Consider the following 26,466-nt stretch of genomic DNA (forward strand, 5'->3'; position numbering starts at 1 on the left):
GCTCCTTAGACTGTCGCCGGTTGCAGACGGCCGCCCGCGCGGCGGTAGAGGTACAGCGTCGCGCACAAGGCACACAGCGCGCCGACACTCATCCAGTAACCCGGCGCAGCCTTGTCGCCGGTGTACTGAATCAGGAACGTCGACATTGCCGGGGTGAAACCGCCGAAAATCGCCGTGGCCAGGCTGTAGGCCAGCGAGAAACCGGCGACCCGTACTTCCACTGGCATGATCTCGGTCAGCGCCGGAATCATCGCGCCGTTGTACATGCCGTAGATGAACGACAGCCACAACAGCGACAGCAACATGTGGCTGAAACTCGGTGCCTGCACCAGGTACGACAGCGCCGGATAGGTGGTGGCCAGCGCCAGCAGCGACATGGCAATCAACACCGGACGACGACCGATGCGGTCGGACAACATGCCGCCAATCGGCAGCCAGAAGAAGTTGGAAACGCCCACCAGCAAGGTCACCAGCAACGCATCGGATGTGCTCAGGTGCAGCACGGTTTTGCCGAAGGTCGGCGCGTAGACGGTAATCAGGTAAAACGCCGTCGTCGTCAGCGCGACCATCAGCATTCCGCCGAGCACCACGATCCAGTTCTGGCCCAACGTGCGGAACACTTCGCCCATGCTCGGACGGTGTTTGCGCGCGGCGAACTCTTCGGTTTCCGCCAGATTGCGGCGCAGCACAAAGATGAACGGCACGATCATGCAGCCGACGAAAAACGGAATGCGCCAGCCCCAATCGGCAATTACGTCCGGCGCCATCCAGGCATTCAGCGCGTAGCCCAGCGCCGCCGCGACAATGATCGCCACTTGCTGGCTGGCCGACTGCCAGGCAGTGAAGAAACCTTTGCGCCCCGGCGTGGCGATCTCGGACAAGTACACCGAAACTCCACCCAGTTCCGCACCGGCAGAGAAGCCCTGCAGCAAGCGTCCGAGCAACACCAGTGCTGGCGCGAACAGGCCGATGCTTTCGTAACCGGGTACCAACACAATCAATATCGTGCCGCTGGCCATGATCGACAGCGTGACGATCAAGCCCTTGCGCCGACCGACATCGTCGATGTACGCACCGAGCACAATCGCCCCCAACGGACGCATCAAAAAGCCTGCGCCAAATACCGCGAAGGTCATCATCAGGGAGGCGAACTCACTGCTCGCCGGAAAGAACACCGCCGCGATTTGCGTGGCGTAGAAGCCGAACAGAAAGAAGTCGAACTGTTCGAGAAAGTTACCCGAGGTCACCCGGAAAATGGCGCCGGCCCGCGAGCCGCCGTGTGGGATTGAGGCTGTCATAGAAAAGTACTCCACCGCTTTTATGACGTGCGCCACGGAGAGTCAGCGCACGGATGTTATTGGGGCGGATGGTGGCGCAGGTGTAACAGGATGTTAATTGCATTATTGGCATGGATTGATGTGCAAAGCGGATCAATGCACTTGGTAGCAACGTATAACCCTGTGGGAGCGGGCATGCTCGCGAAGGCGGTGTGTCAGTCTCTAGATATTTTGCCGGTGCGACCGTATTCGCGAGCAAGCCCGCTCCCACAGGTTTTGCTGCGTGGGTGAAATTTGCGGTCACATGAAAATCCTGTGGGAGCCTGGCTTGCCAGCGATGACGGCCTGACCGGCGACTAGACTTTCCCGGCCAGACCCAGCGAAAACACGGAATGATTCCCGAACCTCGCAGTCGGAGTTCAGGTATCACACACCTAAGGAGGTTCACCGATGAACAGCAAAACCCTAATCGCCAGCCTGGCCCTCGTCGCCGGCATCGCCGGGATCAGTCCACTTGTTCAAGCGGCGCAAACCTCAAGCGATCCCTCCGTACAATCGCCGGTCAGCGACCGCGAATTGAAGGTCAACGACCGCGCTCCGGATATTTATCAACGCAGCGAGAAAGCCATCGACTGGAAAGCCAAAGGCCTGAAAAAGCCGGTTGAACAGGCGCAATGGGTGCAGATCAATGACCAGTACGTCATGGTGATGATTACCAACGGGACGATTGTCGAGATGAAACCGGTTCCGCGATAAATCCAGGATTCAAAGGCCCTGCGCATGTACCCGTGCAGGGCTTTCCCCGCCCAACCGATACTGATTGTTCCCGCTGCGCTTGGCCTCATACATTGCCAGATCGGCAATGTGCAGCAGGCGATCCATGGTCGGCGCGTGATCGGGATACACCGCGACGCCCAGGCTGGTGCCGATGTGGCGCTGGTCGTTGCCGATGCTGATCGGTGGTGACAGCTCAATGAAAATTTTCTGACAGATGCTGCGGGCTTCGTCCTGCAAATTCAGGCCCGGCGCGAGACCTTGCAGGATGACCACGAATTCGTCGCCGCCGATACGGGCGACGGTGTCGGTGGCGCGCAGGATTCGTTTAAGGCGTGAGGCGGTGGTGGTCAAAACCCGGTCGCCGGCGGCGTGGCCGTAGTGGTCGTTGATCGATTTGAAACCGTTCAGATCGACGAATACCAAAGCGACTCGCGTGTTGCTCTGGCGTGCCTGGGCCAGTGCTTCGGACAGTCGCTCCTCCAGCACCAGACGATTGGGCAAACCGGTCAGCGGGTCGAAGTGAGCGAGGTGTTTGAGGTAGCTGGCCGAGGCTTTTTCTTCGGTGATGTCGCGCACCACGCCCATCATTTTGATGACCGTGTCGTGGTCATTGCGCACCACATTGCCAGTCTCCCGCAGCCAGCGGATCGTACCGTCGGGCCAGACCACGCGGTATTCCTCGTCATGGTTTTCGCCGGTTTCCAGGCAGCGCAATTCACCGTCGCGCACCCTGACGCGGTCATCCGGGTGTACGCAGGAGCAAAACAACGCGTAGGACGGTGTGACTTCGCCAATCTTGAATCCGAACATGCCGTAAATCGCGTCCGACCAGTACAGCCGATCGCTGTCGACTTCCCAGTCCCAGGTGCCGATGCGTGCGAAATACTGACTGCGTTTGAAACGCTCGGCGTCACCGTCCTGATGAATGTTCTGTCCTTGCGCGGCACGCGTCAGCAGCTCGCGGTATTCGGCGAGTTGCCTGCGCAACCCGCGCTCGCGGCGAACCAGCAGGGCAATCACCACCAGCAAGACTGCGCCAACGACAAGGCTGATCCAGAGCTGAATCATTCAGTGATTGCCCACATGGCGAGTCGATCCGTGAAGTAGTGGCGGATGGCTATGTTAATGGTTCATCACTCGCTTCGGATACAGCATTGATCTTCGCTTGCGGGTTGCCAATAACCGGCAATTTTGGGAAAACGGCGGCCAGCTGAACAATAGAGTGAATGTTATGAATGATGAACTGCAGGTAATCGATCTTCAGGTAGGCGAGGGCAAAGCCGCCGTCAAAGGCGCGCTGATCACCACTCAATACACCGGATGGCTGGAAGACGGCACCGAGTTCGATTCTTCCTACAGCCGTGGCAAACCTTTTCAGTGCGTGATCGGCACTGGCCGGGTGATCAAGGGCTGGGATCAGGGGCTGATGGGGATGCAGGTCGGTGGCAAGCGCAAATTGCGGGTGCCGGCGCATCTGGGCTACGGCGAGCGGACGATGGGCAAGATCCCGCCGAATTCGAATCTGCTGTTCGAGATTGAATTGCTGGAGGTTTTGACGCGGGAGGATTGAGGTTGGCGAGCTGAACCGATGTGGATGAGGAGCGATAACTCCTCATCCAAATATTTGGAGTTCGGATATTTGACGCATCAGGTGAATATTTCGATGTCGTCGAGCGTGTCCTCAATGACGCCTTCAAGAGCAGGAAACTTCCTCTTAACGGATTCCAGTGCTGGCAGGACCGTTTCGCAATCCAGTTCGCCATGTCGACGCGCGATGTGGCCAATGGCAGTAATCGCAGACACCACAATCGATTCGGTTTCGCTGGTGAGGTATTTCAGGCAGGTGTCCTGAGCCCAGATTCTGTCGATTTCATTCAGGCCGATGGATATCAAGGCGGAAACGACGTTTTTGTCCAAATCGCTGGCAAAGAGCTTTATGGCTTCATCCTGGCTGACTGATGGATCTTGAAAAGTTAGGCTCACTGCGGACGTTACCCCCTAACGCCCATGAATAGGTCGAGTTCTGTCGGTATCTGTTCGTTTAGCTCTTTGGCGATTTCTAGCGTTTGGGTTTCTGTAAGCAGCCATTCGCCATCGGGACTTTCATCAAGGTTTTTCCAGCCTAATACAGCCATTACGGCAGCCTCAAATTGAGGTTTGACTATCAGCTCATATTTTAGCGAGTCGTCTTCGGCGTCATCTTTTAGAAAACCGCTAATCCATAAAAACATAAATACTTGCTCTTAATACAAGTGTAAAAGCGAAACACGGGCATCGAGATGGATCAGGGCATCCAGCGTGAAATTGTATATTTTGCCTTTGAGCAAATCGTTTAGCTGAATCTCGGTGATTCCAAGTCGTGAGGCCACTTTCCGTTGCGGAATGTTTGAAAGCTGAATGGCCTTGCAGAGTGTATACATCAATTCGGTTCGCAGACGCATATGGGCTGCGTCCTGCGGCGTATCTTCCAATGCATCCCAGACATTTGAGAAGCACTGGCAGTATTGATCCTTCATGGTTAGATGACCACTTTCCTTCATTCGAATGGGCCTGCGTACTGTGCTTAACGTTGATTCCATTGTTTGAAGAGCATTGAGTCAACAGTGCAAACGTGCGCAAGAATGAGCTTTTTCTCAATGGTTGTCCGTGGCGAGGGAATAAGCTCCCTCACCACAAGAACGCATCTCAATTTCTGGGTAGCGGCTCCAGGTTGTCGAGAGCGCGGTTGACGGCGAGTTCGCCGAGCATCACCACTTGCTGGATGCCGAGCAGGGTGTTGCGGTAGGGCTTTTCGAGCAGGCCGGCGAAGTCGCTGAGCATGATGCTGGCGGAGGCCATGGATTCGCAGGCGTGGGCCAGCAGGGATTCGGTGTCCGTGTTCGGCGCGACGACAAACATGGTGCTCGGGGTTCGCTGTGGTGAGACGTGAGGTTTGAGGTAGTGATCGAGGGCGCGTTCGGCGGTGTCGTTCAGTTTTGTCGGATCGAGAGCGCAGTACGGGGATGCTGGATCTGAATTGGGTATGGCATCTGTTTCAGGTGGATTCGGCGTTACTTTGAACATTGAGCAGGTTTCCAAAGTGATGCTGACACCAGCTCGCGACTAAACCAGAAGGTGGCAGCTATGCACAGGTTAGTCGACCGGAAACCCACTCAAACCGGCGCACCCGCAGATGCCCTGTGCACAGCTACCATTGAGCAAGGTATCGAAATACTAACTGTCTGGAATATGTGCAGATTGAATAGATTACCGAGCGACTAAACCCGATCACTGAACATTCAGTGACGCGAATCAAGTTACCGGCGCTCCCCAAGCCGCACAAGCCGCACAAGCCGGCGGATTCTGGCGTAGTTGTAGGCAAAGGCGCAAGGCAACGTAGCCTCGTGGATGATGCCGAAATGATGCGTTATTTTTCCGGGCCTCTTCGCGAGCAAGCTTTGCTCATACAGTGTCCCTGGATATGCGTGAAACTTCTGTAGGAACCGGGATTGCCCGCGAAGGCGGACTATCAAGCACCGACGAAACTGAACATTGGAATCCGTCCATTGAGAGAAGGGCGGTAATGCCAGGTCAACTGCTCCAGCTTCACACCGTGTTCAAGGATTTCCCTGACAGTCGCCCCGGCAATTTCCATTGCCAGCCTCTGCCCCGGACATTCATGAACGCCGCTGCCGAAACTGAAACTGCGCCGATTCGGGCGATCAGGCAAAAACGTGTCAGGTGCTTCATTCAGCAGCGGATCGCGATTGGCCGAGGCCAGCAGCACCAGAATCACATCGCCGGCCTCGACGCGCATGCCATCAATCTCACAGGTCTGTGCCACGAACCGTCGCGTGTTTTGCACCGACGGATCGAAGCGCTGCACTTCTGCCAGCACCCGCTCCAGCGGCACGTCGCGCCATTGCGGCTGTCGTTGTAACGCGATCAGGGCATTGCCGATCAGCCCGGCAGTTGCTTCAAATGTCTGCGAACAGAGGCCGATGAGATTGGCGATGAGAGTTTCTTCATTGCCTGCAAACCGTTGTTCGATGGCTTTGAGTAAATCGCCGTGCGTTTCGGCCAGCAACTCGATGAAATAACCGCGCAGTTGCTCCGCCGCCACGTGCGCTGCCGCCCGTTGCAGCTCATTGCTCAACGGCGACAGACAAGCGGAGAAATCTGCAGTCAGCTCACTGATCGCCCGGCATTGTGCTGGCGAGAATCCCAACAGTGCTGCCACCACGCACACCGGGCTCCGAAACATTGCTTTGTATAAGCCATCGGCGTCCGGGCTGATCAGGCGTGTATTCACCAGCGCCCGGACGGTGTCGAGATCAATCAGTTGAATGGACGGCTCGATCGCTGACCGTGGGCAACGCTGGCGCTCGCCGTCGTTCATCCGCATCAACTGACCGAATACCTGTCCGGCCATGCCGTCAGCAATCGTTTTCGGTATAGGCTCCTGCAGCGGGCGCACTCGGCAATCGGCATGCGCCAGCACTGCGCACACCGCGCGGGCGCTGCTGGCGACCCACAGTTTCAGGCCGTGATGAAAGGTCAAGCCGCCCTGAGCACGCAGTTCGGCGTAATAAGGATAAGGATCGGCATGAGTTGCAGCGATGATCGGGTCCATGGTTCGCAGCCTTGTCGTCGGGAAAGTGATGCGAGTATCTTCATTGCCCAGCGGCGATGATTCGTCCGGGAGCGAAGTATGCACGCAGAACATCAAGACGTTGGCGTCTCGCAGGTGGCCGCCGCCATCGCCGAGCCAGCACGTACCAAAATCCTCTGCTCGTTGATGGACGGCCACGCCCGCACCAGCACGGAGTTGGCGGCCATCGCCGAAGTCAGCGCCTCCACCGCCAGCGCGCACCTGGCCAAACTCAAGGATCTGGCGCTGGTGCGTCTGCACGTTCAGGGCCGTCATCGTTATTACAGCCTTGCCGATAAACGCGTGGCCCAGGCGCTGGAAGCCTTGATGGTGATCGGCCAGAGCGCCACACCGACTTACAAGCCACACACGCCGGATCGCCTGCAATTTGCCCGAACCTGTTACGACCACATGGCCGGGACACTGGCGGTGTTGCTGCATGACCGCCTGCTTGAGGCTGGATGGCTGGTGGAGACTGATGAGCAGGCCTATCGCTTGAGCGACATCGGCGAAGCTGCGTTCAAGGGCTTGGGTATCGAGGTGGAGGATTTGAATGCGCGGCGGCGCAAGTTTGCCTGCCCGTGCCTGGACTGGAGCATGCGCCGACCGCATCTCGGCGGATCGCTGGGGGCAGCGTTTCTGCAAACGGCGTTGAAGCGTAAATGGGTGGCGCAGGATCTGGACAGTCGGGCACTGGCCTTGACGGCGCTTGGACGTAAGGAAATGACTGCGCGTTTTGGTCTGACAGTGCCAGAAATCGACGCCTCGGGGCCTCTACATCGATCCGGGGCAACGTCCGTCACTGCCAGCGCGCGCTAAATAAAATTCGCGCTGACCGACGAAGGGCAGACTTTGCGCTTGAATCGGTCGAGTCGGCCCTATACTGTACATCCGAACAGTATAGGGCTCGCTCCATGCAAATCATCGACAAGCTCAGCATTCTCGCCGACGCCGCCAAGTACGACGCGTCCTGCGCTAGTAGCGGTGCGCCCAAGCGTAGCTCCGAGGGCAAGAGCGGGCTCGGCTCGACCGATGGCATGGGCATTTGCCACAGCTACACGCCGGACGGGCGCTGCGTTTCGCTGCTGAAGATTTTGCTGACCAATTTCTGTCTCTACGACTGCCAATACTGCGTCAATCGTCGTTCCAGCGATGTCCCGCGCGCACGCTTCACGCCCGAGGAAGTGGTCACGCTGACTCTCGATTTCTACCGGCGCAACTGCGTCAGCGGATTGTTCCTCAGTTCCGGCATCATCCGTTCCGCCGACTACACCATGGAGCAACTGGTGCGTGTGGCGAAGCTGTTGCGCAAAGAGCATGAATTTCGCGGCTACATTCACCTCAAAACCATTCCCGACGCCGACCCTGCCTTGATCGCTGAAGCGGGGCGCTACGCCGACCGCCTGAGTGTCAATATCGAACTGCCCACCGATGCCAGCCTGCAAACCCTGGCGCCGGAGAAGAACATCGGCTCGATCAAGCAGGCCATGCAAACCATTTACACCGGCGAGCAAACCGTACTCAACGAACCTCGCGCCCCCAAATTTGCTCCGGCGGGCCAAAGCACGCAGTTGATTGTCGGCGCCGATGACACGGACGACAGCACGATCCTTCACGGCGCCCAGGCTCTTTACGGCAATTTCCGTCTGCGCAGGGTCTACTACTCGGCGTTCAGTCCGATTCCCGACAGCCCGAAAAGTGTGCCTTTGGCTGCGCCGCCGCTGATGCGCGAACACCGTTTGTATCAGGCCGATTTTCTTCTGCGCCGTTATGGCTACAGCGCCGATGAACTGCTCAAGGGGCCGGGCAATCTGGCGCTCGACATCGATCCGAAACTGGCCTGGGCACTGCAGAATCGTGAGGTGTTTCCGCTCGACCTCAATCGTGCCGAGGCTTCATTGATCGCGCGCATTCCCGGCATCGGCCTGCGCACCACTGAACGGCTGGTCGAATTGCGCCGGCAACGGCGTATCCGCTACGAAGACGTGGCGCGCATGCGTTGCGTATTGGCAAAGGCCAAGCCGTTCATCATCACCAGCGACTACCACCCGCAGCAAGCTGAAGTGACCAGCCATTTGCTTTATCAACAATTGCGCGACCGGCCAGCGCCGCAGCAGATGGGGTTGTGGGGGTGATCAATCTCGATTGCGACGATCTGTTCGACACCTGGCGCCAGCAGGCGCGCTGGTTGCTCAGTCATGAAATCGACCCGAGTCTGGTGAGCTGGGCGGCGGAAGGCGTGGGTGATCTGTTCGCCAGTGATCACCCGGTTCCTGAAGGGCAGGGGCCGTTTCAGGCGCGTATTCCACGGGCATTGCTCGACACATTGGAAAACGCCGCACGCTATCGCGGCGATCAACGCTGGAGCCTGTTGTACGAGGTGTTGTGGCGCGTCAGTCACGGCGACCGCACGGCAATGATGGCTGGCGACAAACTGGGTAGCGAGCTGCAACGGCGGATCAAGCAAGTGAGTCGCGAAGCCCATCATTTGCATGCATTCGTGCGATTCATTGAACGACCGAAAGCTTTGCCAGGCCCACAATACGTGGCGTGGCACGAACCGGCCCACGACATCCTGCACAGCGCCAGCGAACACTTCATCGGGCGCATGGGTCGTCATCGCTGGCTGATCGCCACGCCGCGTGATGGTGTTTACTACGATGGCGAGCAACTGATTCACGAACGTCGATGCCCGCCCGAATGGCAACAATTGGCGCAAAACGTCGACGATCCGCACGGTGATCTGTGGCTGACCTATTACAGCCATATCTTCAACCCGGCGCGGTTGAACCCGAAAGTGATGCAGGGTCATCTGCCGGTGCGGTTCTGGAAGAATCTGCCGGAAGGCGAGTTGATCCCGCAGCTGATCACTCAGGCGCGCATGGGCAAACAGCAGGATGGACAGGCGAGCGGGATTTCTACGCGCGCGGGCAAGCGGATTGCGCTGAAAGGTGTTGAACGCAGCGGATAAAAAAGCCCCCATCGATCACTCGATGGGGGCTTCTTTAGTGGTTCTGGCCGTCAGATCAAACCTTGACGATCCAGCCCGCTGGCGCTTCGATGTCGCCGGTTTGCACGCCAGTCAGCTCTTTGTAGAGCTTCTGGGTAACCGGGCCGACTTCGGTTTCGCTGTGGAACACGTGCAAGTGGTCGTTGTAGCTGATGCCACCGATCGGGGTGATCACGGCAGCGGTGCCGCAAGCGCCGGCTTCTTTGAAGTCGGACAGCTTGTCGATCAGCACGTCACCTTCAACCACTTCCAGGCCCAGACGCGATTTGGCCAGTTCGATCAGCGACAGGCGGGTGATGCCCGGCAGTACCGATGGCGAGTTCGGGGTGACGAACTTGTTGTCGTGGGTGATCCCGAAGAAGTTGGCCGAGCCGACTTCCTCGATCTTGGTGTGGGTCATCGGGTCCAGGTAGATCGCATCGGCGAAGTTTGCTTTCTTTGCTTTCGAACCCGGCATCAGGCTCGCGGCGTAGTTGCCACCGACCTTGGCAGCGCCAGTGCCTTGTGGGGCAGCGCGGTCGTAGCTGGAGATCTGGAAGTTGTGCGGGGTCAGGCCGCCCTTGAAGTAGGCGCCGACCGGGATGCAGAAGATCGAGAAGATGAACTCGGGAGCGGTGCGCACGCCGATGTTGTCACCCACACCGATCACGAACGGACGCAGGTACAGCGCGCCGCCGGTGCCGTATGGCGGAATGAAGCGCTCGTTGGCGCGAACCACGGCTTTACAGGCCTCGATGAACTGCTCGGTGTCGACTGTCGGCATCAGCAGACGCGCGCAGCTGCGTTGCATACGCAGGGCGTTCTGGTCCGGGCGGAACAGGTTGATCGAGCCGTCCTTGCAACGATAGGCCTTCATGCCTTCGAAGCACTGCTGGCCATAGTGAAGGGCAGTCGAGCCTTCGCTGATGTGCAGCACGTTGTCTTCGGTCAGGGTGCCTTTGTCCCACTCGCCATCGCGAAAGTACGACAGATAGCGTTTGTCGGTCTTGATGTAGTCAAAACCCAGCTTGTCCCAATTGATGCTTTCGTTACCCATGACACCCTCTATCACTGAACAACCGTCGAAACGGTTCAAGGCTTCTGACGTTTTTTGGATGGGCACAACAATACTTCATTCTTGAGCGGTTTCGCAGCCCGGACTATCGGATGACAGACAGATAGTTCGTGTTGACCTCAAGAATTCGCGAGCAAGCCCGCTCCCACAGGGGAATGCATTCCAAATGTGGGAGCGGGCTTGCTCGCGAAGGGGCCATCAAAGCCACCCTCTATTACAGGTGCAACGCATGCCCCAATGCACGCAACGCCGCTTCCTGCACCGCTTCACCCAGGGTCGGATGCGCGTGGATGGTGCCGCCGATGTCTTCCAGTCGCGCGCCCATTTCCAGGCTTTGCGCGAACGCGGTCGATAGCTCCGAGACTCCGACACCCACCGCCTGCCAGCCGACAATCACATGATTGTCCCGACGGGCGACCACTCGCACGAAGCCGGTTTTCGATTCCAGGGTCATCGCCCGGCCGTTGGCCGCGAACGGGAAGTTCGACACGATGCAGTCCAGTCCGGCAGCCTTGGCTTCATCCGGCGTCTTGCCGACCACTACCAGCTCCGGGTCGGTGAAGCACACGGCGGCAATGGCGGTCGGGTTGAATTCGCGGGTCTTGCCGCTGATCAGCTCGGCAACCATTTCGCCCTGAGCCATGGCGCGGTGAGCGAGCATCGGCTCACCGCTCAGGTCGCCGATGGCGTAGACATTGCGCATGCTGGTCTGGCAGCGGCTGTCGATCTTGATTGCCGAGCCGTTCATGTCCAGATTCAACGCTTCGAGATTCCAGCCCTGAGTGTTCGGTTTGCGCCCCACAGCCACCAGCACCTGATCGGTTTCCAGATTCAGGGTGTCGCCGTTCGGATCGCGCACTTGCAACGTACCGTCGAAGCCCATCACGCTGTGCTTCAGGTACAGCTTCACCCCCAGTTGCTTCAGAGCTTCATGCACCGGTTGGGTCAGTTCCGCGTCATAGGCCGGCAGGATACGATCCTGTGCCTCGACCACGCTGACCTCGGCGCCAAGCTTGCGATAAGCAATGCCCAGTTCCAGACCGATGTAACCACCGCCGACCACCACCAGACGTTCCGGTACCGACTTCGGTGCCAATGCTTCGGTGGAAGAGATGATCGGGCCGCCAATCGGCAGCATTGGCAAGTTGACGCTGGTCGAACCGGTGGCCAGCACCAGATGTTCGCACTGGATACGGGTGTCGCCGACTTCAACGGTTTTGCCGTCGATAACCTTGGCCCAGCCATTGATGACCTGAACCTTGTTCTTCTTCAGCAACGCGGCGACGCCGGTAGTCAGGCGGTCAACGATGCCGTCCTTCCACTCGACGCTTTTGCTGATGTCGAGCGTCGGCGCCGCAACGCTGATGCCCAGTGCCGAATGCTGGTTGTGATGTTGAGTCTGGTGAAACTGCTCGGCCACATGAATGAGAGCTTTCGATGGAATGCAGCCGATGTTCAGGCAGGTGCCGCCCAGCGATTGGCCTTCGACCAGAATCGTCGAAATGCCCAGTTGCCCGGCGCGAATGGCCGTCACGTAACCGCCGGGGCCGCCGCCGATGATCAGCAGCGTGGTGTTCAGAGTTTGCATTGCGTCACTCCACAAACAGGGTCGCGGGTTGTTCGATCAAGCCACGAATGGCCTGGATGAAGAGCGCCGCGTCCATGCCATCGACCACGCGGTGGTCGAAGGAACTGGAGAGGTTCATCATCTTGCGGATCACCACCTGGCCTTTGACGACCATCGGGCGTTCGACGATTTTGTTCACGCCGACAATGGCCACTTCCGGCAGGTTCAGCACCGGCGTGCTGACAATGCCGCCCAAGGCGCCGAGGCTGGTCAGGGTGATAGTCGAGCCGGACAGTTCATCGCGGCTCGCCTTGCCATTGCGGGCGGCGTTGGCCAAACGGGAAATCTCGGCGGCGCTGTCCCACAGGCTGCGAGCCTCGGCGTGACGCACCACCGGCACCATCAGGCCGACATCGCTTTGGGTGGCGACGCCGACATGCACGGCGCCGAGGCGGGTGATGACTTGCGCTTCGTCGTCATAACGGGCGTTCATCTGCGGAAATTCGCGCAGGGCAACGACCAATGCACGCACGAGGAACGGCAGCAAGGTCAACTTGCCACGGCTGGCGCCGTGTTTTTCATTCAGGTGTGCACGCAGTTCTTCGATCGCGGTGACGTCAATTTCTTCGACATAACTGAAGTGGGCAGCACGTTGAGTGGCGTCCTGCATGCGCTGGGCAATCTTGCGGCGCATCCCGATAACCTGGATCTGTTCTTCATCGTTACGCTGGGCGTAAGCGGTGGCTGCCGGTGACGATGCGTTCGATTGACCCTGAGCCAGATAGGCGTCGAGGTCTTCGTGCAACACGCGACCAGCCGGGCCAGAACCACGCACCAGGCGCAATTGAATGCCCAGATCCAGCGCATGTTTGCGCACGGCCGGAGAGGCCAGCGGGCGCTCATCGGCTTCACGGGCAACCATCGGGCCTTGGCAAACCGGCGCCGTACGTGGCGCGGCGGGTTTGCTTTCAACGACCGCTTCAACTTTTGCTGCGACCGGTGTTTCTTTCGCTGCAAGGGGAGCCGGTTTGTCGGACTCTTTGAGATTGCCCGCGCCTTCCACTTCGATGCTGATCAGCACACTGCCAACCGCCATCACCTCACCCGGCTGACCACCGAGCGCAATCACTTTGCCGTGCACCGGCGACGGAATATCGACCATCGCCTTGTCGGTCATTACATCCGCCAGCACCTGATCTTCTACGACCAGATCGCCAACCTTGACGTGCCACTGCGACAGTTCTACTTCTGCGATGCCTTCGCCGATGTCTGGCATCTTGATAACGTGCGTGCCCATTCAGACCTCCATGACCCGTTTCAACGCCGCGCCCACTCGGGACGGCCCTGGGAAATACGCCCACTCCTGTGCGTGCGGGTAGGGAGTGTCCCAACCGGTGACGCGTTCGATCGGCGCTTCCAGGTGATGGAAACAATGCTCTTGCACCAGCGACACCAGTTCAGCGCCGAAACCGCAGGTGCGGGTGGCTTCGTGAACCACCACGCAACGGCCGGTTTTCTTCACGGATTTGACGATGGTTTCCAGATCCAGCGGCCACAGGCTGCGCAGGTCGATGACTTCAGCGTCAACGCCGGACTCTTCGGCAGCGACTTGTGATACATAAACCGTGGTGCCGTAGGTCAGCACGGTCACGTCCTTGCCCGGACGCGTGATCGCGGCAACGTCCAGCGGCACGGTGTAGTAACCGTCCGGAACCTGGGCTTGCGGGTGTTTCGACCACGGGGTTACCGGGCGGTCGTGGTGGCCGTCGAACGGGCCGTTGTACAGGCGTTTTGGCTCGAGGAAGATCACCGGGTCATCGTTTTCGATGGAGGCGATCAGCAGGCCTTTGGCGTCATACGGGTTGGAGGGCATGACGGTGCGCAGACCGCAGACCTGCGTGAACATCGCCTCGATGCTCTGGCTGTGGGTCTGGCCGCCGTAGATGCCGCCGCCGCAAGGCATGCGCAGGGTCATCGGCGCGGTGAATTCTCCTGCCGAGCGATAACGCAGGCGGGCGGCTTCGGAAATGATCTGGTCGGAAGCGGGGTAGACGTAGTCGGCGAACTGAATTTCGGCGACCGGACGCAGACCGTAAGCACCCATGCCGACGGCGACGCCGACGATGCCGCTTTCCGAGATTGGTGCGTCGAATACGCGGGAAGTGCCGTACTTGGTCTGCAAGCCTTCGGTGCAACGGAACACGCCGCCGAAGTAGCCGACGTCCTGACCGAATACCACCACATTGTCGTCACGCTCAAGCATCACATCCATGGCCGAGCGCAGAGCCTGGATCATGGTCATGGTGGTCGTGGTCATGGCGGTTTCCAGCTGAATATTGTTGTTGTGATCGTTCATGTCAGATCCCCAACTGCTGACGCTGGCGCTTCAAGTGCTCCGGCATCTCTTTGTAGACGTCTTCGAACATGGTCGCGGCGCTCGGAATCTGGCCGCCCGCGAGGGTGCCGTACTGTTCGGCCTGTTTCTGCGCGGCAATCACTTCGGCTTCAAGCTCGGCGCTGACGGCGGCGTGCTCTTCTTCCGACCAGTGACCGACTTTGATCAGGTGCTGCTTGAGGCGGGCAATCGGGTCGCCCAGCGGGAAGTGGCTCCAGTCGTCGGCGGGACGATATTTGGAAGGATCGTCGGAGGTCGAGTGGGGGCCGGCGCGGTAGGTGACCCATTCGATCATGGTCGGGCCGAGGTTACGGCGGGCGCGTTCTGCAGCCCAGGCGGAGGCGGCGTAAACTGCGTAGAAGTCGTTGCCGTCGACCCGCAGCGAAGCAATGCCGCAACCGACGCCGCGTCCGGCGAAGGTGGTGGCTTCACCACCGGCGATGGCCTGGAAGGTCGAAATCGCCCACTGGTTGTTGACCACGTTGAGGATCACTGGCGCACGGTAGACGTGAGCAAAGGTCAGGGCGGTGTGGAAGTCCGATTCGGCGGTGGCGCCGTCGCCGATCCAGGCCGAAGCGATTTTAGTGTCGCCCTTGATCGCTGAAGCCATGCCCCAGCCCACGCCCTGAATGAACTGGGTCGCGAGGTTGCCGGAAATGGTGAAGAAACCGGCGTCCTTGACCGAGTACATGATCGGCAACTGCCGGCCCTTGAGCGGATCGCGCTCGTTGGACAGCAGTTGGCAGATCAAATCGACCAACGGAACATCGCGAGCCATCAGGATGCTTTGTTGACGGTAGGTCGGGAAGCACATGTCGTCGATGTTCAAGGCCAGGGCCTGAGCGCTGCCGATGGCTTCTTCGCCAAGGCTCTGCATGTAGAACGACATTTTTTTCTGACGCTGGGCGACCACCATGCGGTTGTCGTAGATCCGCGTCTTGAGCATGGCGCGCATGCCCTTGCGAAGGATCTCGACTGGCACGTTTTCGGCCCAGGGGCCGAGGGCGTTGCCCTGATCGTCGAGCACGCGAATCAGGCCACGGGCCAGATCGGCGGTGTCGGCGGGTTCTACGTCGATGGGAGGTTTGCGCACCGTGCCGGCATCAGTCAGATGCAGGTAGGAGAAGTCGGTTTTGCAGCCTGGACGGCCCGAGGGTTCAGGGACGTGCAGACGCAGCGGTTCATACGCTTGGGTCATGGCTTCTACGCTCGATCTTGTGAATTTCTTGTAGTGAGCTGGCAATCATTCTTGGGTGAAAGAAATCTTGTCCTACAACAATCATAGGCTCGGGCAAGAAGAATATTTATCTCTGTTTCGTTGCGCTGAAGATCATTTGCAGATAGAAATTCTGCATAAACATAAAAAACAGGTGGTTTTGTCTCATGCGCAAACTGGACCGTACCGACATCGGCATTCTCAACAGCCTTCAGGAGAACGCGCGCATCACCAACGCCGACCTTGCACGCTCGGTGAATCTGTCACCGACGCCGTGCTTCAACCGGGTCAAGGCAATGGAAGAATTAGGGCTGATTCGCGAGCAGGTGACGCTGCTCGATGCCGACCTGTTGGGGCTGCACGTCAACGTGTTCATTCACGTCAGCCTGGAGAAGCAGGTCGAGGAAGCATTGCAGCATTTCGAAGAAGCGATTTCGGATCGCCCCGAGGTGATGGAGTGCTACCTGATGGCCGGCGACCCGGACTATCTGATCCGGGTTCTGGTGCCGACCATTCAGTCGCTGGAGCGCTTCATGATGGACTTTCTGACCAAAGTCCCCGGTGTGGCGAATATCCGGTCAAGCTTTGCGCTCAAGCAGGTGCGCTACAAAACGGCGTTGCCGCTGCCGGCGAATGGTCTGACGCTGGGCACTTAAAGTTTGTTGATCGGGATCTTCAGGTAAGTCACGCCATTGTCCTCCGCCGGCGGCAGATCCCCCGCCCGCACATTGACCTGAATGGCCGGCAGTAATAGCGTCGGCATCCCCAGCCCGGCATCACGCTTGGTGCGCATCTCGACAAACGCCGCTTCGTCGATGCCGTCATGCACATGAATATTGTTTTTGCGCTGCTCGCCGACAGTCGTCTGGCACTGCGATTCCCGACCCTCGGGCGGGTAATCGTGGCAGACGTAGAGTTTCACGCTGGCGGGGAAGGCCAGCAGCTTGTGGATCGAGTTGAACAACTGATGCGCGTTGCCGCCGGGAAAATCGCAGCGGGCGGTGCCGACGTCGGGCATGAACAGCGTGTCGCCGACCAGGATCTGTTCGCCGTCGATCAAGTAGGCCATGTCCGCCGGGGTGTGGCCGGGGACGTGCAGGGCCGTGGCTTTGAGGTTGCCGATCCGGAACGATTCGTTCGGCGCGAACAGGTGATCAAACTGCGAGCCGTCGACGCAGAACTCCGGCTCCAGATTGAACAGCGCCTTGAACACGTTCTGCACCTTGCTGATCGACTCGCCAATCGCGATTTTGCCGCCCAGTTCACGGCGCAGATACGGCGCGGCGGACAGGTGATCGGCGTGGGCGTGAGTCTCCAGCAACCATTGCACTTGCAGGTCATGCGCGCGGACGAACGCAATGATCTTGTCCGCCTGCGCGGTGCAGGTGCGCCCGGCGGCGCCGTCGTAATCGAGCACCGGATCGACGATTGCGCACTGCCCGCCGCAGGCTTCGTAGACCACGTAGCTGTAGGTCGAGGAGGCGGGGTCGAGAAAAGCTTCAATCAGCGCGGGCATGGACACGAACCTGTGCAAGAGGAGGAAAAGTCAGTCATGGGTTGCAACACTTTATGTAAAAACATAATGTTCGCAGCTTAAGTGACGTTGAAGGCATCCTGCAAATGCAATCCAGTCTGACCGAATGTGAAGTCGCCCAACTGCGCGCCTCGGCCTCCAAGGCCTGCTCGTTGCTCAAGGCCCTGGCCAATGAGGATCGGTTGTTGATCCTGTGCCAACTGACCCAAGGCGAACGCAATGTCGGCGAGCTGGAGAAAATGACCGGCGTGCGGCAGCCGACGCTGTCCCAGCAGTTGGGCATCTTGCGCGATGAAGGACTGGTCGCGACCCGTCGTGAAGGCAAGTACATCTTTTACGGTCTCGCCAGTCCTGAAGTGATTCAGGTAATGAAAACCCTGTCCGGGCTGTATTGCGGCGCGGTGCTGAAAAGCTGGGGTCATCCATAAAAATGCCGGCCAGCACTGGATCAAAATGTGCGAGCGGGCTTGCTCGCGAAGGCGTCGTATCAGTCGACATCAATGTTGAATGATCTACTGTTTTCGCGAGCAAGCCCGCTCCCACACTGGTTTTAGGTGAAGGCTGAGAAATCCTTGCGTGCAGCAATAAGGAACAAGCAATGAACGATCAACACTGGGGCCCATCCATCAGTGCAGACATCGTGGTCATCGGCGGCGGTACCGCCGGCATCGGCTTCGTCGCCAGCCTGCTCAAGCGTGATCCGACCCTGAAGGTCACGGTCATCGAACCGGCCACGCACCATTACTACCAACCGGCGTGGACGCTGGTCGGCGGCGGTGCCTACGACGTCAAAGACACCGCACGGCCGATGGCCAAGGTGATGCCGCGTCAGGCCATGTGGATTCAGGCAGCGGTGACCGGCATCGACCCGGACACACGTCAACTCACCCTCAACGATCAACGCACGGTCAGCTATCAGAACCTCATCGTCTGCCCCGGCCTGCGCCTGGCCTGGGAGAAAATCGAAGGTCTGCAAGACAGCCTTGGCCAGAACGGTGTGACCTCCAATTACAGCTACCAGCACGCGCAATACACCTGGGATCAAGTGCAGAAAATGCGCGGCGGCAAGGCGCTGTTCACCCAACCGGCGATGCCGATCAAGTGCGCCGGGGCGCCGCAAAAAGCGCTTTATCTGTCGTGCGATTATTGGCGCAAGACTGCCGTGCTGGACAAGGTCGAAGTCGAGTTCAATCTGGCCGGTGCCGCGCTGTTCGGCGTGGCGACGTTCGTCCCGCCCCTGATGAAGTACATCGAAAAATACAACGCGCAATTGGCGTTCAACTCCAATCTGGTCAAGGTCGACGGGCCGGCGAAAACCGCCTGGTTCGAACGCAAGGACGCTGACGGCAATGTTGTTCGTGAGTCGAAAACCTTCGATCTGCTGCACGTCGTGCCGCCGCAGGTCGCGCCGGACTTCATTGTGCAAAGTCCGCTGGCCGACGCCGCCGGCTGGTGCGAAGTGAACCCGCACAGCCTGCAGCATCCGCGTTATCCCGAGGTGTTTGCGCTTGGCGACATCTGCGGCACCAGCAATGCGAAAACCGCTGCTGCGGTGCGCAAGCAAGTCGTGGTGGTGGCGGAAAACCTGTTGGCGCTGCGCAAGCAACAACCGCTGCCGCTGAAGTACGACGGCTACGGTTCGTGCCCGCTGACGGTGGAGAAGGGCAAGGTGATCCTCGCCGAGTTCGGTTATGCCGGGAAGTTGTTGCCGACCTTCCCGCTGGATCCGACCGTGCCGCGCCGTTCGGCGTGGTGGCTGAAAGCGACGCTGCTGCCGTGGTTCTACTGGAACGGCATGCTCAAGGGCCGCGAGTGGCTGACCAGCCTGTCCAGAGTCGACTGAGATAAACCTATGTTGCTGGCAAGTCTGTTTGGCGTGGTGATGGGGTTGATCCTTGGCTTGACCGGCGCGGGCGGCGGCATTCTCGCCGTGCCGGCGCTGGTGCTCGGGCTGGGCTGGACGATGACGCAAGCGGCGCCCGTCGCATTGTTTGCGGTGGGCAGTGCGGCAGCGGTGGGGGCCATCGACGGCTTGCGTCATGGTCTGGTGCGTTACCGTGCGGCGCTGCTGATTGCGGCATTGGGCGCGGTGTTTTCGCCGCTGGGAATTTACTTCGCGCATCAGTTGCCGGAAAAGATTCTGATGATTCTGTTCAGTCTGCTGATGGTCATGGTCGCCTGGCGCATGTTGCGCCGCGAACGTCAGCAGGAAGGGCCGAGCGACCACGGGCATGCCAGTTGGGGGCAGAAGAACTGCATGCTCAATGAGCAGACCGGGCGTTTCGACTGGACGGCGAAATGCACCGCGACCCTTGCGGCGTTGGGCGCGGTTACGGGCGTGGTGTCCGGGTTGCTCGGTGTTGGTGGCGGTTTCCTGATCGTGCCGGCGTTCAAGCAACTGACCGACGTACAGATGCGCGGCATCGTCGCCACGTCGTTGATGGTGATCAGCCTGATTTCCGCGATTGGCGTGATCGGCTCGTTCCACGCCGGGGTGCGCATCGACGGCCAGGGTGGCGCGTTCATCGTCGCCAGCGTCGTCGGCATGATCATCGGTCGCAAGCTCTGTGCACGGGTGCCGGCGCGGGCGTTGCAGGTGGGGTTTGCCGGTGTGTGTCTGGTGGTGGCGGGCTACATGTTGTTGCGCGCCTGAGACTCAAAAGAAATCGCAGCCCTTGAGGGCTGCGATTTTTTTTCGACGGTTTACAGCACCAGGTGCGGCAGCCACAGCGAAATCGCCGGGATGTAGGTGACCAGCATCAGCACCAGAAACAGCACCGCGTAAAACGGCATCAGCGCCTTCACTGTGCTTTCGATACTGACCTTGCCCACCGCAGAACCGACAAACAGCACCGCGCCCACCGGCGGCGTAATCAATCCTATCCCCAGATTGACCAGCATGATCATGCCGAACTGCACCGGGTCGACGCCGATGCCGAGAATCACCGGCATCAGGATCGGGGTCAGAATCAGGATCAGCGGCGCCATGTCCATCACCGTGCCGAGCAACAGCAGCATGACGTTGATGCACATCAGGATCACGTAGCGGTTGTCCGACAGGGTCAGGAACAGCGTGGTGATCTTCGCCGGGATCTGCATCAGGGTCATGATGTAGCCGAAGCTGGCGGCGAAACCGATCAGGATCATCACAATCGAAATGGTGCGCACCGTGCGGTGCATCAGTTTCGGCAGTTCGCGCCATTTGTAGTCGCGGTAGATGAACATGGTCACGAAGAACGCCCAGAGCACGGCGATGGCCGCCGACTCGGTGGCGGTGAAGATCCCCGAGAGGATGCCGCCGAGGATGATCACCATCGCCATCATGCCCCACAGCGCTTCGCCGCAGATCTTCAGGGCTTCACGCAACGGGATGACTTCGCCTTTCGGGTAGTCGCGTTTCTTCGCGAAGATCAGGCACAGCACCATCAGGCATGCGCTCATCAACAGGCCCGGGACGACGCCCGCCATGAACAGCGAAGCAATCGAAACCGTGCCGCCCGCCGCCAGCGAATACAGCACCGAATTATGGCTCGGCGGCGTCAGCAACGCCTGCACCGAACCGCTGACGGTCACTGCCGTGGAGAATTCGCGGGGATAGCCTTTGCGCTCCATTTCCGGAATCAGCACCGAGCCGACCGACGCGGTGTCCGCCACCGACGAGCCAGAGATTGCACCGAAAAACGTCGAGGCCATGATGTTGACCAGCGACAGGCCGCCGCGCACGAAACCCACCAGCACACCGGCGAAGGCCACCAGGCGCCGCGACATGCCACCCTCGGCCATGATCGCCCCGGCGAGGACGAAGAACGGAATCGCCAGCAGCGAGAATTTGTTCACCCCGCCCGCGACCTGAATCATCAGGGCCTGAAAGGGAATGTCGATCCACCACGCGCCGATCAGCGCCGACAACCCGAGGGCATACGCGACCGGCATGCCGATCAGGATCAATACAATAAAACTGCCCAGCAGAATCAGTGCGTCCATCAGGCAGCCCCTTCGTTTTCTTCGACCAGATCGAAACGCACCACGCGGCGATTGCTTTGATCACCGAACAGCAGTTTTTCCACCACGAAAATCAGCGTCAGCGCGCCGCCAATCGGGATCGGCAGGTAGGTGATGCCCACGCGTAACGTGGGCAGGGCGCTCATGAACTGGTTCCACGTCGACAGGCACAGCTTGGTGCCCCAAATAGCCATGAACAGGCAGATGGTGCCCATCAGCAGTTGCGAAACGATGCTCATGGCACGGCGCAGATCCGGTTGCAAGCGGTCGGTGACCATGGCCACGGCCATGTGCGCGCCGGCACGGTAACTGGCGGCGGCACCAATGAAGGTGAAGACCATCATCAGCAGGATGGCAGTGGGCTCTGGCCAGCTTGAGCCGGTGCCGAGGACGTAACGGGCGAACACGCCCCAGGGGATGATCAGGGCAATCGACAGCACCGAGAGACCGGCGACCCAGATGCAGGCCATGTAGATCCGGTCATTGATGCTCAGCAGCAAATTCTTCATCGGGTTCCACCGTAACCGGGCAGGCGCGCACCTCAGGCGAGGTTGGCGCTGCCGGGCCTTTCGTTGAGAGCAGGGAGGGTTACTGAACGGCTTCGATGCGCTTGATCAGATCGGCGTAAGGCGCACCGTACTTTTCGCGGATCGAGGCGGTGGCCTCGTAGAAGGGTTTTTTGTCGACGGTGATGAATTCGACGCCGGCCGCCTTGAGTTTTTCTTCGCTGCTGGCCGACTTGGCGTCCCACAGCGTGCGCTCTTGGGCCTGCGCAGCCTTGGCGGCTTTCTTCACCAGCGCCTGCTGATCCGGGGTGAGTTTGTCCCAGGTAATTTTCGACATCACGATGGGTTCGGGCAGGATCAGGTGCCCGGTCAGGCTGTAGAACTTCGCGTTCTGGTAATGGTTGTGTTCGAGCATGGTCGGCGGGTTGTTTTCTGCGCCGTCGATCACGCCGGTTTGCAGGGCACTGAAGATTTCGCCGGTGTCCATTGCGATGCCGTTGCCACCCATGGCGTTGATGGTTTCGATGAACATCGGGTTGCCTTGCACACGGATTTTCATGCCCTTGAGGTCTTCGAGGCTGCGCACCGGTTTCTTGGTGTAAAGGTTGCGCGTGCCGCCGTCCATCCACGCCAGGGCGACGAGGTTGAATTCGGAGTTGGTGATCTTGTCGAGAATTTCGTCGCCGATTTCACCGTCGATGATCTTGCGCATGTGCGCCTGATCGCGGAACACGAACGGCATGTTGAACACGTTCACATCCGGCACCACCGGGCCGACGATGCCGAGGCTGACGCGGGCCATTTGTATCGCGCCGACCTGGGCCTGTTCGACCACTTCCTTTTCCGAACCGAGCACGCCGCCCGCAAACATCTTGAAGGTCAGTTTGCCGTCGCTGTCGGCGACCAGGGTTTTGCCCAGTTGTTCTTCAGCCACTACGGTCGGGTAGCCAGCGGGGTGGATGTCGGCGAACTTGATTTCCAGCGCGTGGGCGGCGCCGGCAAAGGTGAAGGCCAGCGGAAGTGCAGCGGCGAGCAACGTGCGTTTGAAGTCCATTGGGGGTGTCTCCAGTCTTGTTATTTTTGTGTTCAAGGCACAGCGATGCAGCAGAGGCGGGTTACAGCAAATCGTCGAACAAGGGTTCCGGCAGGCCTTTGACGCTGGTTTTCAGGGCAAACACCCCGCCAGCCAGGGACTGCGGATCGTGATCGTCGCCGGGGCGAATCGAGGCGACGAACAAGGTGTCCATGCGGCTGCCACCGAAGGCGCACATGGTCGGTTTTTTCACCGGTACCGACAGCGAATAGTCGAGGCGTCCGTCCGGTGTGAAGCGGTGAACGAGGCCGGCGTCGTTAGCGCAGATCCAGTAGCAACCCTCGGCGTCGACAGCGGCGCCGTCCGGGCGGCCGGCGTGGTGGTTCATGTCGACAAACACCCGGCGGTTGGACGGGGTGCCGGTTTCGGTGTCGTAATCGAAGGCCCAGATCAATTGCACATCAGGGTGCGAGTCGGAGAGATACATTGTCTTGCCGTCCGGGCTGAAACCGAGGCCGTTGGGCACGATGAAGCCATCCAGTTGAGCTTCAATCACGCCAGACTGGCCGGCGCTGTATCGATAGAGTTTGCCCTCGGGCGCATTCAGGCCCATGTTCAAGACCATGCTGCCGGCCCAGAAACGACCCTGACGGTCGCAGCGACCATCGTTGAGGCGCATGTCCTCGCGGCTGTGTTCAACGCTGGCCAGTCGTTCAGTGTCGAGGCTGCCGTCGTTGTGCGGATGCAGATGAAAAAAGCCGCTTTGCATGCCGGCGATCCAGCCGCCACGGCTGTGACGGGCGATGCAGGCGAGCATTTCCGGGGCTTTCCAGGCGTGGACATGGCCGGTGTCGGCACTCCAGCGTTGCAGGCCGCCGTTAGGAATGTCGACCCAGTACAAGGCATTTTCCTGCGGCACCCAGACCGGGCTTTCACCCACGGCGTTGCGCGCGTCGACGATCAATTCGGCTTGCATACTCATTCCCTTGGTTTTTATTGGAGAGGGGGATCAAGCGGACAGATCAGTCGCCGAACGGGCCGGCAGCCACGAAGGCGCCACCCTGATAGATCCGTGCCGGGTCATCGGCGGCCGGCATGGGCTGCGCCTCGACTTTTTCGCGAAACACTTCGGAGCTGTCCCTGGCGCTGAATCCGAGGTGGCTGGCGAAGCGGTTATCCCACCAGACGTCTTTGTTGTCGGACATCCCGTAGACAACCGTGTGGCCGACATTCGGCGTATACAACGACTGCTCGAGCAGGTGCGTGAGGTCGTCGAAGCTCAGCCAGGTGTGCATCATTCGGCGGTTTTGCGGTTCGGGGAATGAGGAGCCGATGCGGATGCTGACGGTTTCGATGCCGTAGCGATCAAAGTAGAAACTGGCCATGTCTTCGCCGTAGGACTTGGACAAGCCGTAGTAACCATCGGGGCGGCGGGCGGAGCTGGCGTCGAGGTGCTCGTCCTGTTGGTAGAAGCCGATGACATGGTTGGAACTGGCGAAAATCACCCGTTTCACGCCATGCCGGCGCGCGGCTTCGTAGATGTGAAAGACCCCGCAGATATTGGCACCCAGGATCTCCTCGAACGGCCGTTCCACGGACACACCACCGAAATGCAGGATCGCGTCGACGCCTTCGACCAGTTGGTGAACGGCGTGTTTGTCGGCCAGATCACACAGCACGACTTCTTCGCGATCATCGGTGGCCGGGGCGAGGGCGGCAATGTCCGAGAGGCGCAGGACATTGGCGTAGGGGCGCAGGCGTTCGCGCAGGACTTTGCCCAGACCACCGGCGGCGCCGGTGAGCAGCAGGCGGTTGAAAGGAACGCGTGGGGTAGAGGTAGTCGTCATGGCAATCCCTGGACACATTGTTATTGGTTTGTTGTAGGTTGTCGTATGACTGTTCTGAAGTATCGGTACGGTTTCTTGATCTTGTCAACGCGACTTTGGGTGTAAATGACGGAAGGCTCTTCCGATTCCAGTTCCGTGCGCAGACCCTGTGGCGAGGGGATTTATCCCCGTCGGGTTGCGCAGCAGCCCCTTCATTTATCAGGACGAACGCTGACGACTGCTGCGCAGCCGAACGGGGCGGTGCGACGTTTCGATAAATCCCCCTCGCCACAGATCACAACAACGAAATCGGGTAGCTGATAAAGATCCGGTTCTCGTCAAATTCGTTGGTGCTGAAGTCCCGGCGAATCGTCGCGTTACGCCATTTCACGTTGAGATTTTTTAGCGGCCCGCTCTGCACGGTGTAGGCCAGTTCCGACTCGCGGCCCCATTCCTTGCCATCGGTGATCGCCCCGGTATGCACGTTATCGCCGCTGATGTAGCGGTTCATCATGGTCAGGCCGGGGATGCCGAGGGCGACAAAGTTGTAGTCGTGGCGCAGTTGCCAGGACTTTTCCCTGGCGTTGTCATAACTGGCGTTGTAGCTGTCGTTGGCGAGCGTGCCGCCGCTGGTGCCGTTGACGCGCATCCAGGCGCTGTCGCCGGTCAGTTTCTGCAGACCGACATAGAAGGTGTTGCCGCCATATTTGGCCGAAAGCATGGCGAATGCGGTCTTGTTGTCGAGGTCGCCGGCCTGGGCACTGCCGTCTTCCTTGCCGGTGAAGAAGCCGAGGTTGGCACCCAGCGTCCAGTCGCCGACGGGTTGGCTGTGGCTGAGGTTGAAATACTGCTGCTGATAAATGTCAGTGAGTTCGGCGTACCACACGCCAACCAGCGTGCGCTTGTCGTTGAAGGTGTATTCGCCGCCTCCGAAGTTGAAGCGATCGGAGGTGAACGCGCCTTTGCCGTTCATTGACATGTCCTCCATGCTCGCGTCGTTGCGCGGGCTGTTGCCCCGGAACTGGCCGCCGTAGACGGTCAGGCCATTGATCTCGGTGGATGTGATCTGGCCGCCGCGAAAGGTCTGGGGCAGGGAGCGGCCATCGTCGGAACGCAGGATCGGCAGCACCGGCATCCATTCCCCGACCTTCAGTTCAGTCTTCGACACCTTGGCTTTCAGCGCCACGCCGAGCCGGCCGAAATTGTCTGCCGGGCGCCCGTCATCGTGGATCGGCAGCAACTGCGTACCGCCCGTGCCTTTACCGCCATCGAGCTTTTGCGAATACATACCGAGCACGTCCAGACCGAAACCGACGGTGCCTTGAGTGAAGCCGGATTTGGCGTCGAGGATGAAGTTCTGCGTCCACTCTTCAGCCTTGCCCTGCGGGTAAGCGGGGTTGACGAAGTTGCGGTTGAAGTAGGCGTTGCGCAGGTTCAGCGTGGCTTTGCTGTCTTCCAGAAAACCTTCGGCATTGGCGCTCATCGGCAGTGCGAGGGCAAGGCTGCTGCAGCCGATCAGGCTGAGGGTAGAACGCGGGTGGGTGAGGAAAAAACGTGAAGGGCGGACGGAATTGCGGACGAGTGTGCTCACTGTGACGCTCCCTGTTTCGTTTGTTGTTTTTATTATTTGTTATACGTC

28 protein-coding genes are annotated in these 26,466 nt (G+C 59.4%); 9 read left to right on the forward strand and 19 right to left on the reverse strand.

The window, feature by feature from the left end:
• Nucleotides 1-5 precede the first annotated feature (5 nt).
• Nucleotides 6-1,298, reverse strand: coding sequence for an MFS transporter (gene tcuC / locus F2P67_RS10715; RefSeq protein ID WP_166220138.1), 1,293 nt, complete (start codon nt 1,296-1,298; stop codon nt 6-8).
• 429 nt (nt 1,299-1,727) lie between these two features.
• On the opposite strand from tcuC, the gene F2P67_RS10720 reads away from it, so the two are divergent.
• Nucleotides 1,728-2,033 carry an RcnB family protein gene (locus tag F2P67_RS10720; protein WP_053121466.1) on the forward strand — a complete coding sequence of 102 codons (306 nt, stop codon included), beginning with the start codon at nt 1,728-1,730 and terminating at the stop codon, nt 2,031-2,033.
• Nucleotides 2,034-2,042: 9 nt separating this feature from the next.
• Here F2P67_RS10720 and F2P67_RS10725 read toward each other — a convergent pair whose 3' ends face one another.
• A complete protein-coding gene (locus tag F2P67_RS10725) occupies nt 2,043-3,122 on the reverse strand; it encodes a sensor domain-containing diguanylate cyclase (RefSeq protein WP_166220140.1) in 1,080 nt (359 codons plus the stop codon).
• A gap of 163 nt (nt 3,123-3,285) precedes the next feature.
• On the opposite strand from F2P67_RS10725, the gene F2P67_RS10730 reads away from it, so the two are divergent.
• Nucleotides 3,286-3,624: an FKBP-type peptidyl-prolyl cis-trans isomerase gene (locus F2P67_RS10730; protein ID WP_166220142.1), complete on the forward strand. Its 339-nt coding sequence runs from the start codon at nt 3,286-3,288 to the stop codon at nt 3,622-3,624.
• Between the two features lie 77 nt (nt 3,625-3,701).
• Here F2P67_RS10730 and F2P67_RS10735 read toward each other — a convergent pair whose 3' ends face one another.
• From F2P67_RS10735 to F2P67_RS10755, 5 genes are all read right to left on the reverse strand, one after another.
• Entirely contained in the window at nt 3,702-4,037 is a 336-nt protein-coding gene (locus tag F2P67_RS10735; protein ID WP_166220144.1) for a hypothetical protein, read from the reverse strand.
• Between the two features lie 8 nt (nt 4,038-4,045).
• Complete coding sequence (locus F2P67_RS10740) at nt 4,046-4,285, reverse strand: pyocin S6 family toxin immunity protein (RefSeq protein ID WP_166220146.1); 240 nt, start codon at nt 4,283-4,285, stop codon at nt 4,046-4,048.
• A 12-nt stretch (nt 4,286-4,297) separates the two neighbouring features.
• Nucleotides 4,298-4,570, reverse strand: a complete 273-nt coding sequence (locus F2P67_RS10745) for a helix-turn-helix domain-containing protein (RefSeq protein ID WP_166220148.1) — start codon at nt 4,568-4,570, stop codon at nt 4,298-4,300.
• A 169-nt stretch (nt 4,571-4,739) separates the two neighbouring features.
• Entirely contained in the window at nt 4,740-5,117 is a 378-nt protein-coding gene (locus F2P67_RS10750) for a DUF6124 family protein (RefSeq protein ID WP_166220150.1), read from the reverse strand.
• A gap of 445 nt (nt 5,118-5,562) precedes the next feature.
• The gene (locus tag F2P67_RS10755; protein ID WP_166220152.1) at nt 5,563-6,666 is read right to left on the reverse strand and encodes a cytochrome P450; all 1,104 of its coding nucleotides are present in this window, start codon (nt 6,664-6,666) and stop codon (nt 5,563-5,565) included.
• A gap of 78 nt (nt 6,667-6,744) precedes the next feature.
• Between F2P67_RS10755 and F2P67_RS10760 the strand changes: the two genes are divergently transcribed.
• The 3 genes from F2P67_RS10760 to F2P67_RS10770 all read left to right on the forward strand — a co-directional run bounded on the left by F2P67_RS10760 (nt 6,745) and on the right by F2P67_RS10770 (nt 9,655).
• Entirely contained in the window at nt 6,745-7,503 is a 759-nt protein-coding gene (locus F2P67_RS10760; RefSeq protein WP_166220154.1) for an ArsR/SmtB family transcription factor, read from the forward strand.
• A 95-nt stretch (nt 7,504-7,598) separates the two neighbouring features.
• A complete protein-coding gene (locus tag F2P67_RS10765; protein WP_166220156.1) occupies nt 7,599-8,819 on the forward strand; it encodes a putative DNA modification/repair radical SAM protein in 1,221 nt (406 codons plus the stop codon).
• Nucleotides 8,816-9,655 carry a TIGR03915 family putative DNA repair protein gene (locus F2P67_RS10770; protein WP_166220158.1) on the forward strand — a complete coding sequence of 280 codons (840 nt, stop codon included), beginning with the start codon at nt 8,816-8,818 and terminating at the stop codon, nt 9,653-9,655. Before F2P67_RS10765 ends, F2P67_RS10770 begins: the two co-directional genes overlap by 4 nt.
• A gap of 55 nt (nt 9,656-9,710) precedes the next feature.
• Here the strand turns inward: F2P67_RS10770 and F2P67_RS10775 are convergent, their stop codons facing one another.
• From F2P67_RS10775 to F2P67_RS10795, 5 genes are all read right to left on the reverse strand, one after another.
• Nucleotides 9,711-10,730 carry a branched-chain amino acid aminotransferase gene (locus F2P67_RS10775; RefSeq protein ID WP_024013350.1) on the reverse strand — a complete coding sequence of 340 codons (1,020 nt, stop codon included), beginning with the start codon at nt 10,728-10,730 and terminating at the stop codon, nt 9,711-9,713.
• 232 nt (nt 10,731-10,962) lie between these two features.
• On the reverse strand, nt 10,963-12,336 hold the full coding sequence (lpdA, locus tag F2P67_RS10780) for a dihydrolipoyl dehydrogenase (protein WP_166220160.1): 1,374 nt from the start codon (nt 12,334-12,336) through the stop codon (nt 10,963-10,965).
• Nucleotides 12,337-12,340: 4 nt separating this feature from the next.
• Nucleotides 12,341-13,612, reverse strand: a complete 1,272-nt coding sequence (locus F2P67_RS10785; protein ID WP_166220162.1) for a dihydrolipoamide acetyltransferase family protein — start codon at nt 13,610-13,612, stop codon at nt 12,341-12,343.
• Nucleotides 13,613-14,671 carry an alpha-ketoacid dehydrogenase subunit beta gene (locus F2P67_RS10790; RefSeq protein ID WP_003224000.1) on the reverse strand — a complete coding sequence of 353 codons (1,059 nt, stop codon included), beginning with the start codon at nt 14,669-14,671 and terminating at the stop codon, nt 13,613-13,615.
• A 1-nt stretch (nt 14,672) separates the two neighbouring features.
• Nucleotides 14,673-15,908, reverse strand: coding sequence for a 3-methyl-2-oxobutanoate dehydrogenase (2-methylpropanoyl-transferring) subunit alpha (locus F2P67_RS10795; protein ID WP_090282825.1), 1,236 nt, complete (start codon nt 15,906-15,908; stop codon nt 14,673-14,675).
• A gap of 185 nt (nt 15,909-16,093) precedes the next feature.
• Here F2P67_RS10795 and bkdR point away from each other — a divergent pair, with 185 nt between their 5' ends.
• Entirely contained in the window at nt 16,094-16,582 is a 489-nt protein-coding gene (bkdR, locus tag F2P67_RS10800; RefSeq protein WP_008059350.1) for a Bkd operon transcriptional regulator BkdR, read from the forward strand.
• On the opposite strand, the gene F2P67_RS10805 is transcribed toward bkdR, so the two are convergent.
• Nucleotides 16,579-17,442 (reverse strand): MBL fold metallo-hydrolase, encoded by an 864-nt coding sequence (locus F2P67_RS10805; protein ID WP_166220164.1) that lies wholly within the window; start codon nt 17,440-17,442, stop codon nt 16,579-16,581. The genes bkdR and F2P67_RS10805 overlap by 4 nt on opposite strands.
• Nucleotides 17,443-17,546: 104 nt before the next feature.
• Here F2P67_RS10805 and F2P67_RS10810 point away from each other — a divergent pair, with 104 nt between their 5' ends.
• The 3 genes from F2P67_RS10810 to F2P67_RS10820 all read left to right on the forward strand — a co-directional run bounded on the left by F2P67_RS10810 (nt 17,547) and on the right by F2P67_RS10820 (nt 20,113).
• Nucleotides 17,547-17,888 carry an ArsR/SmtB family transcription factor gene (locus tag F2P67_RS10810; RefSeq protein WP_166220166.1) on the forward strand — a complete coding sequence of 114 codons (342 nt, stop codon included), beginning with the start codon at nt 17,547-17,549 and terminating at the stop codon, nt 17,886-17,888.
• A gap of 170 nt (nt 17,889-18,058) precedes the next feature.
• Nucleotides 18,059-19,303: an NAD(P)/FAD-dependent oxidoreductase gene (locus tag F2P67_RS10815; RefSeq protein ID WP_166220168.1), complete on the forward strand. Its 1,245-nt coding sequence runs from the start codon at nt 18,059-18,061 to the stop codon at nt 19,301-19,303.
• A gap of 9 nt (nt 19,304-19,312) precedes the next feature.
• Nucleotides 19,313-20,113, forward strand: a complete 801-nt coding sequence (locus F2P67_RS10820; protein WP_166220170.1) for a sulfite exporter TauE/SafE family protein — start codon at nt 19,313-19,315, stop codon at nt 20,111-20,113.
• 50 nt (nt 20,114-20,163) lie between these two features.
• Here F2P67_RS10820 and F2P67_RS10825 read toward each other — a convergent pair whose 3' ends face one another.
• The 6 genes from F2P67_RS10825 to F2P67_RS10850 form a co-directional block, all read right to left on the reverse strand.
• Nucleotides 20,164-21,444: a TRAP transporter large permease gene (locus tag F2P67_RS10825; RefSeq protein WP_166220172.1), complete on the reverse strand. Its 1,281-nt coding sequence runs from the start codon at nt 21,442-21,444 to the stop codon at nt 20,164-20,166.
• On the reverse strand, nt 21,444-21,971 hold the full coding sequence (locus F2P67_RS10830; RefSeq protein WP_166220174.1) for a TRAP transporter small permease: 528 nt from the start codon (nt 21,969-21,971) through the stop codon (nt 21,444-21,446). Before F2P67_RS10830 ends, F2P67_RS10825 begins: the two co-directional genes overlap by 1 nt.
• Before the next feature lie 79 nt (nt 21,972-22,050).
• Nucleotides 22,051-23,022 carry a TRAP transporter substrate-binding protein gene (locus F2P67_RS10835; RefSeq protein WP_166220176.1) on the reverse strand — a complete coding sequence of 324 codons (972 nt, stop codon included), beginning with the start codon at nt 23,020-23,022 and terminating at the stop codon, nt 22,051-22,053.
• A gap of 61 nt (nt 23,023-23,083) precedes the next feature.
• Complete coding sequence (locus tag F2P67_RS10840) at nt 23,084-23,977, reverse strand: SMP-30/gluconolactonase/LRE family protein (RefSeq protein ID WP_166220178.1); 894 nt, start codon at nt 23,975-23,977, stop codon at nt 23,084-23,086.
• A gap of 46 nt (nt 23,978-24,023) precedes the next feature.
• Nucleotides 24,024-24,848, reverse strand: coding sequence for an NAD-dependent epimerase/dehydratase family protein (locus F2P67_RS10845; protein WP_166220180.1), 825 nt, complete (start codon nt 24,846-24,848; stop codon nt 24,024-24,026).
• A 274-nt stretch (nt 24,849-25,122) separates the two neighbouring features.
• A complete protein-coding gene (locus tag F2P67_RS10850) occupies nt 25,123-26,418 on the reverse strand; it encodes an OprD family outer membrane porin (RefSeq protein WP_166220182.1) in 1,296 nt (431 codons plus the stop codon).
• Nucleotides 26,419-26,466 lie beyond the last annotated feature (48 nt).

The sequence above is a fragment of the Pseudomonas atagonensis genome, assembly GCF_011369485.1.
GTDB lineage: Bacteria > Pseudomonadota > Gammaproteobacteria > Pseudomonadales > Pseudomonadaceae > Aquipseudomonas > Aquipseudomonas atagonensis.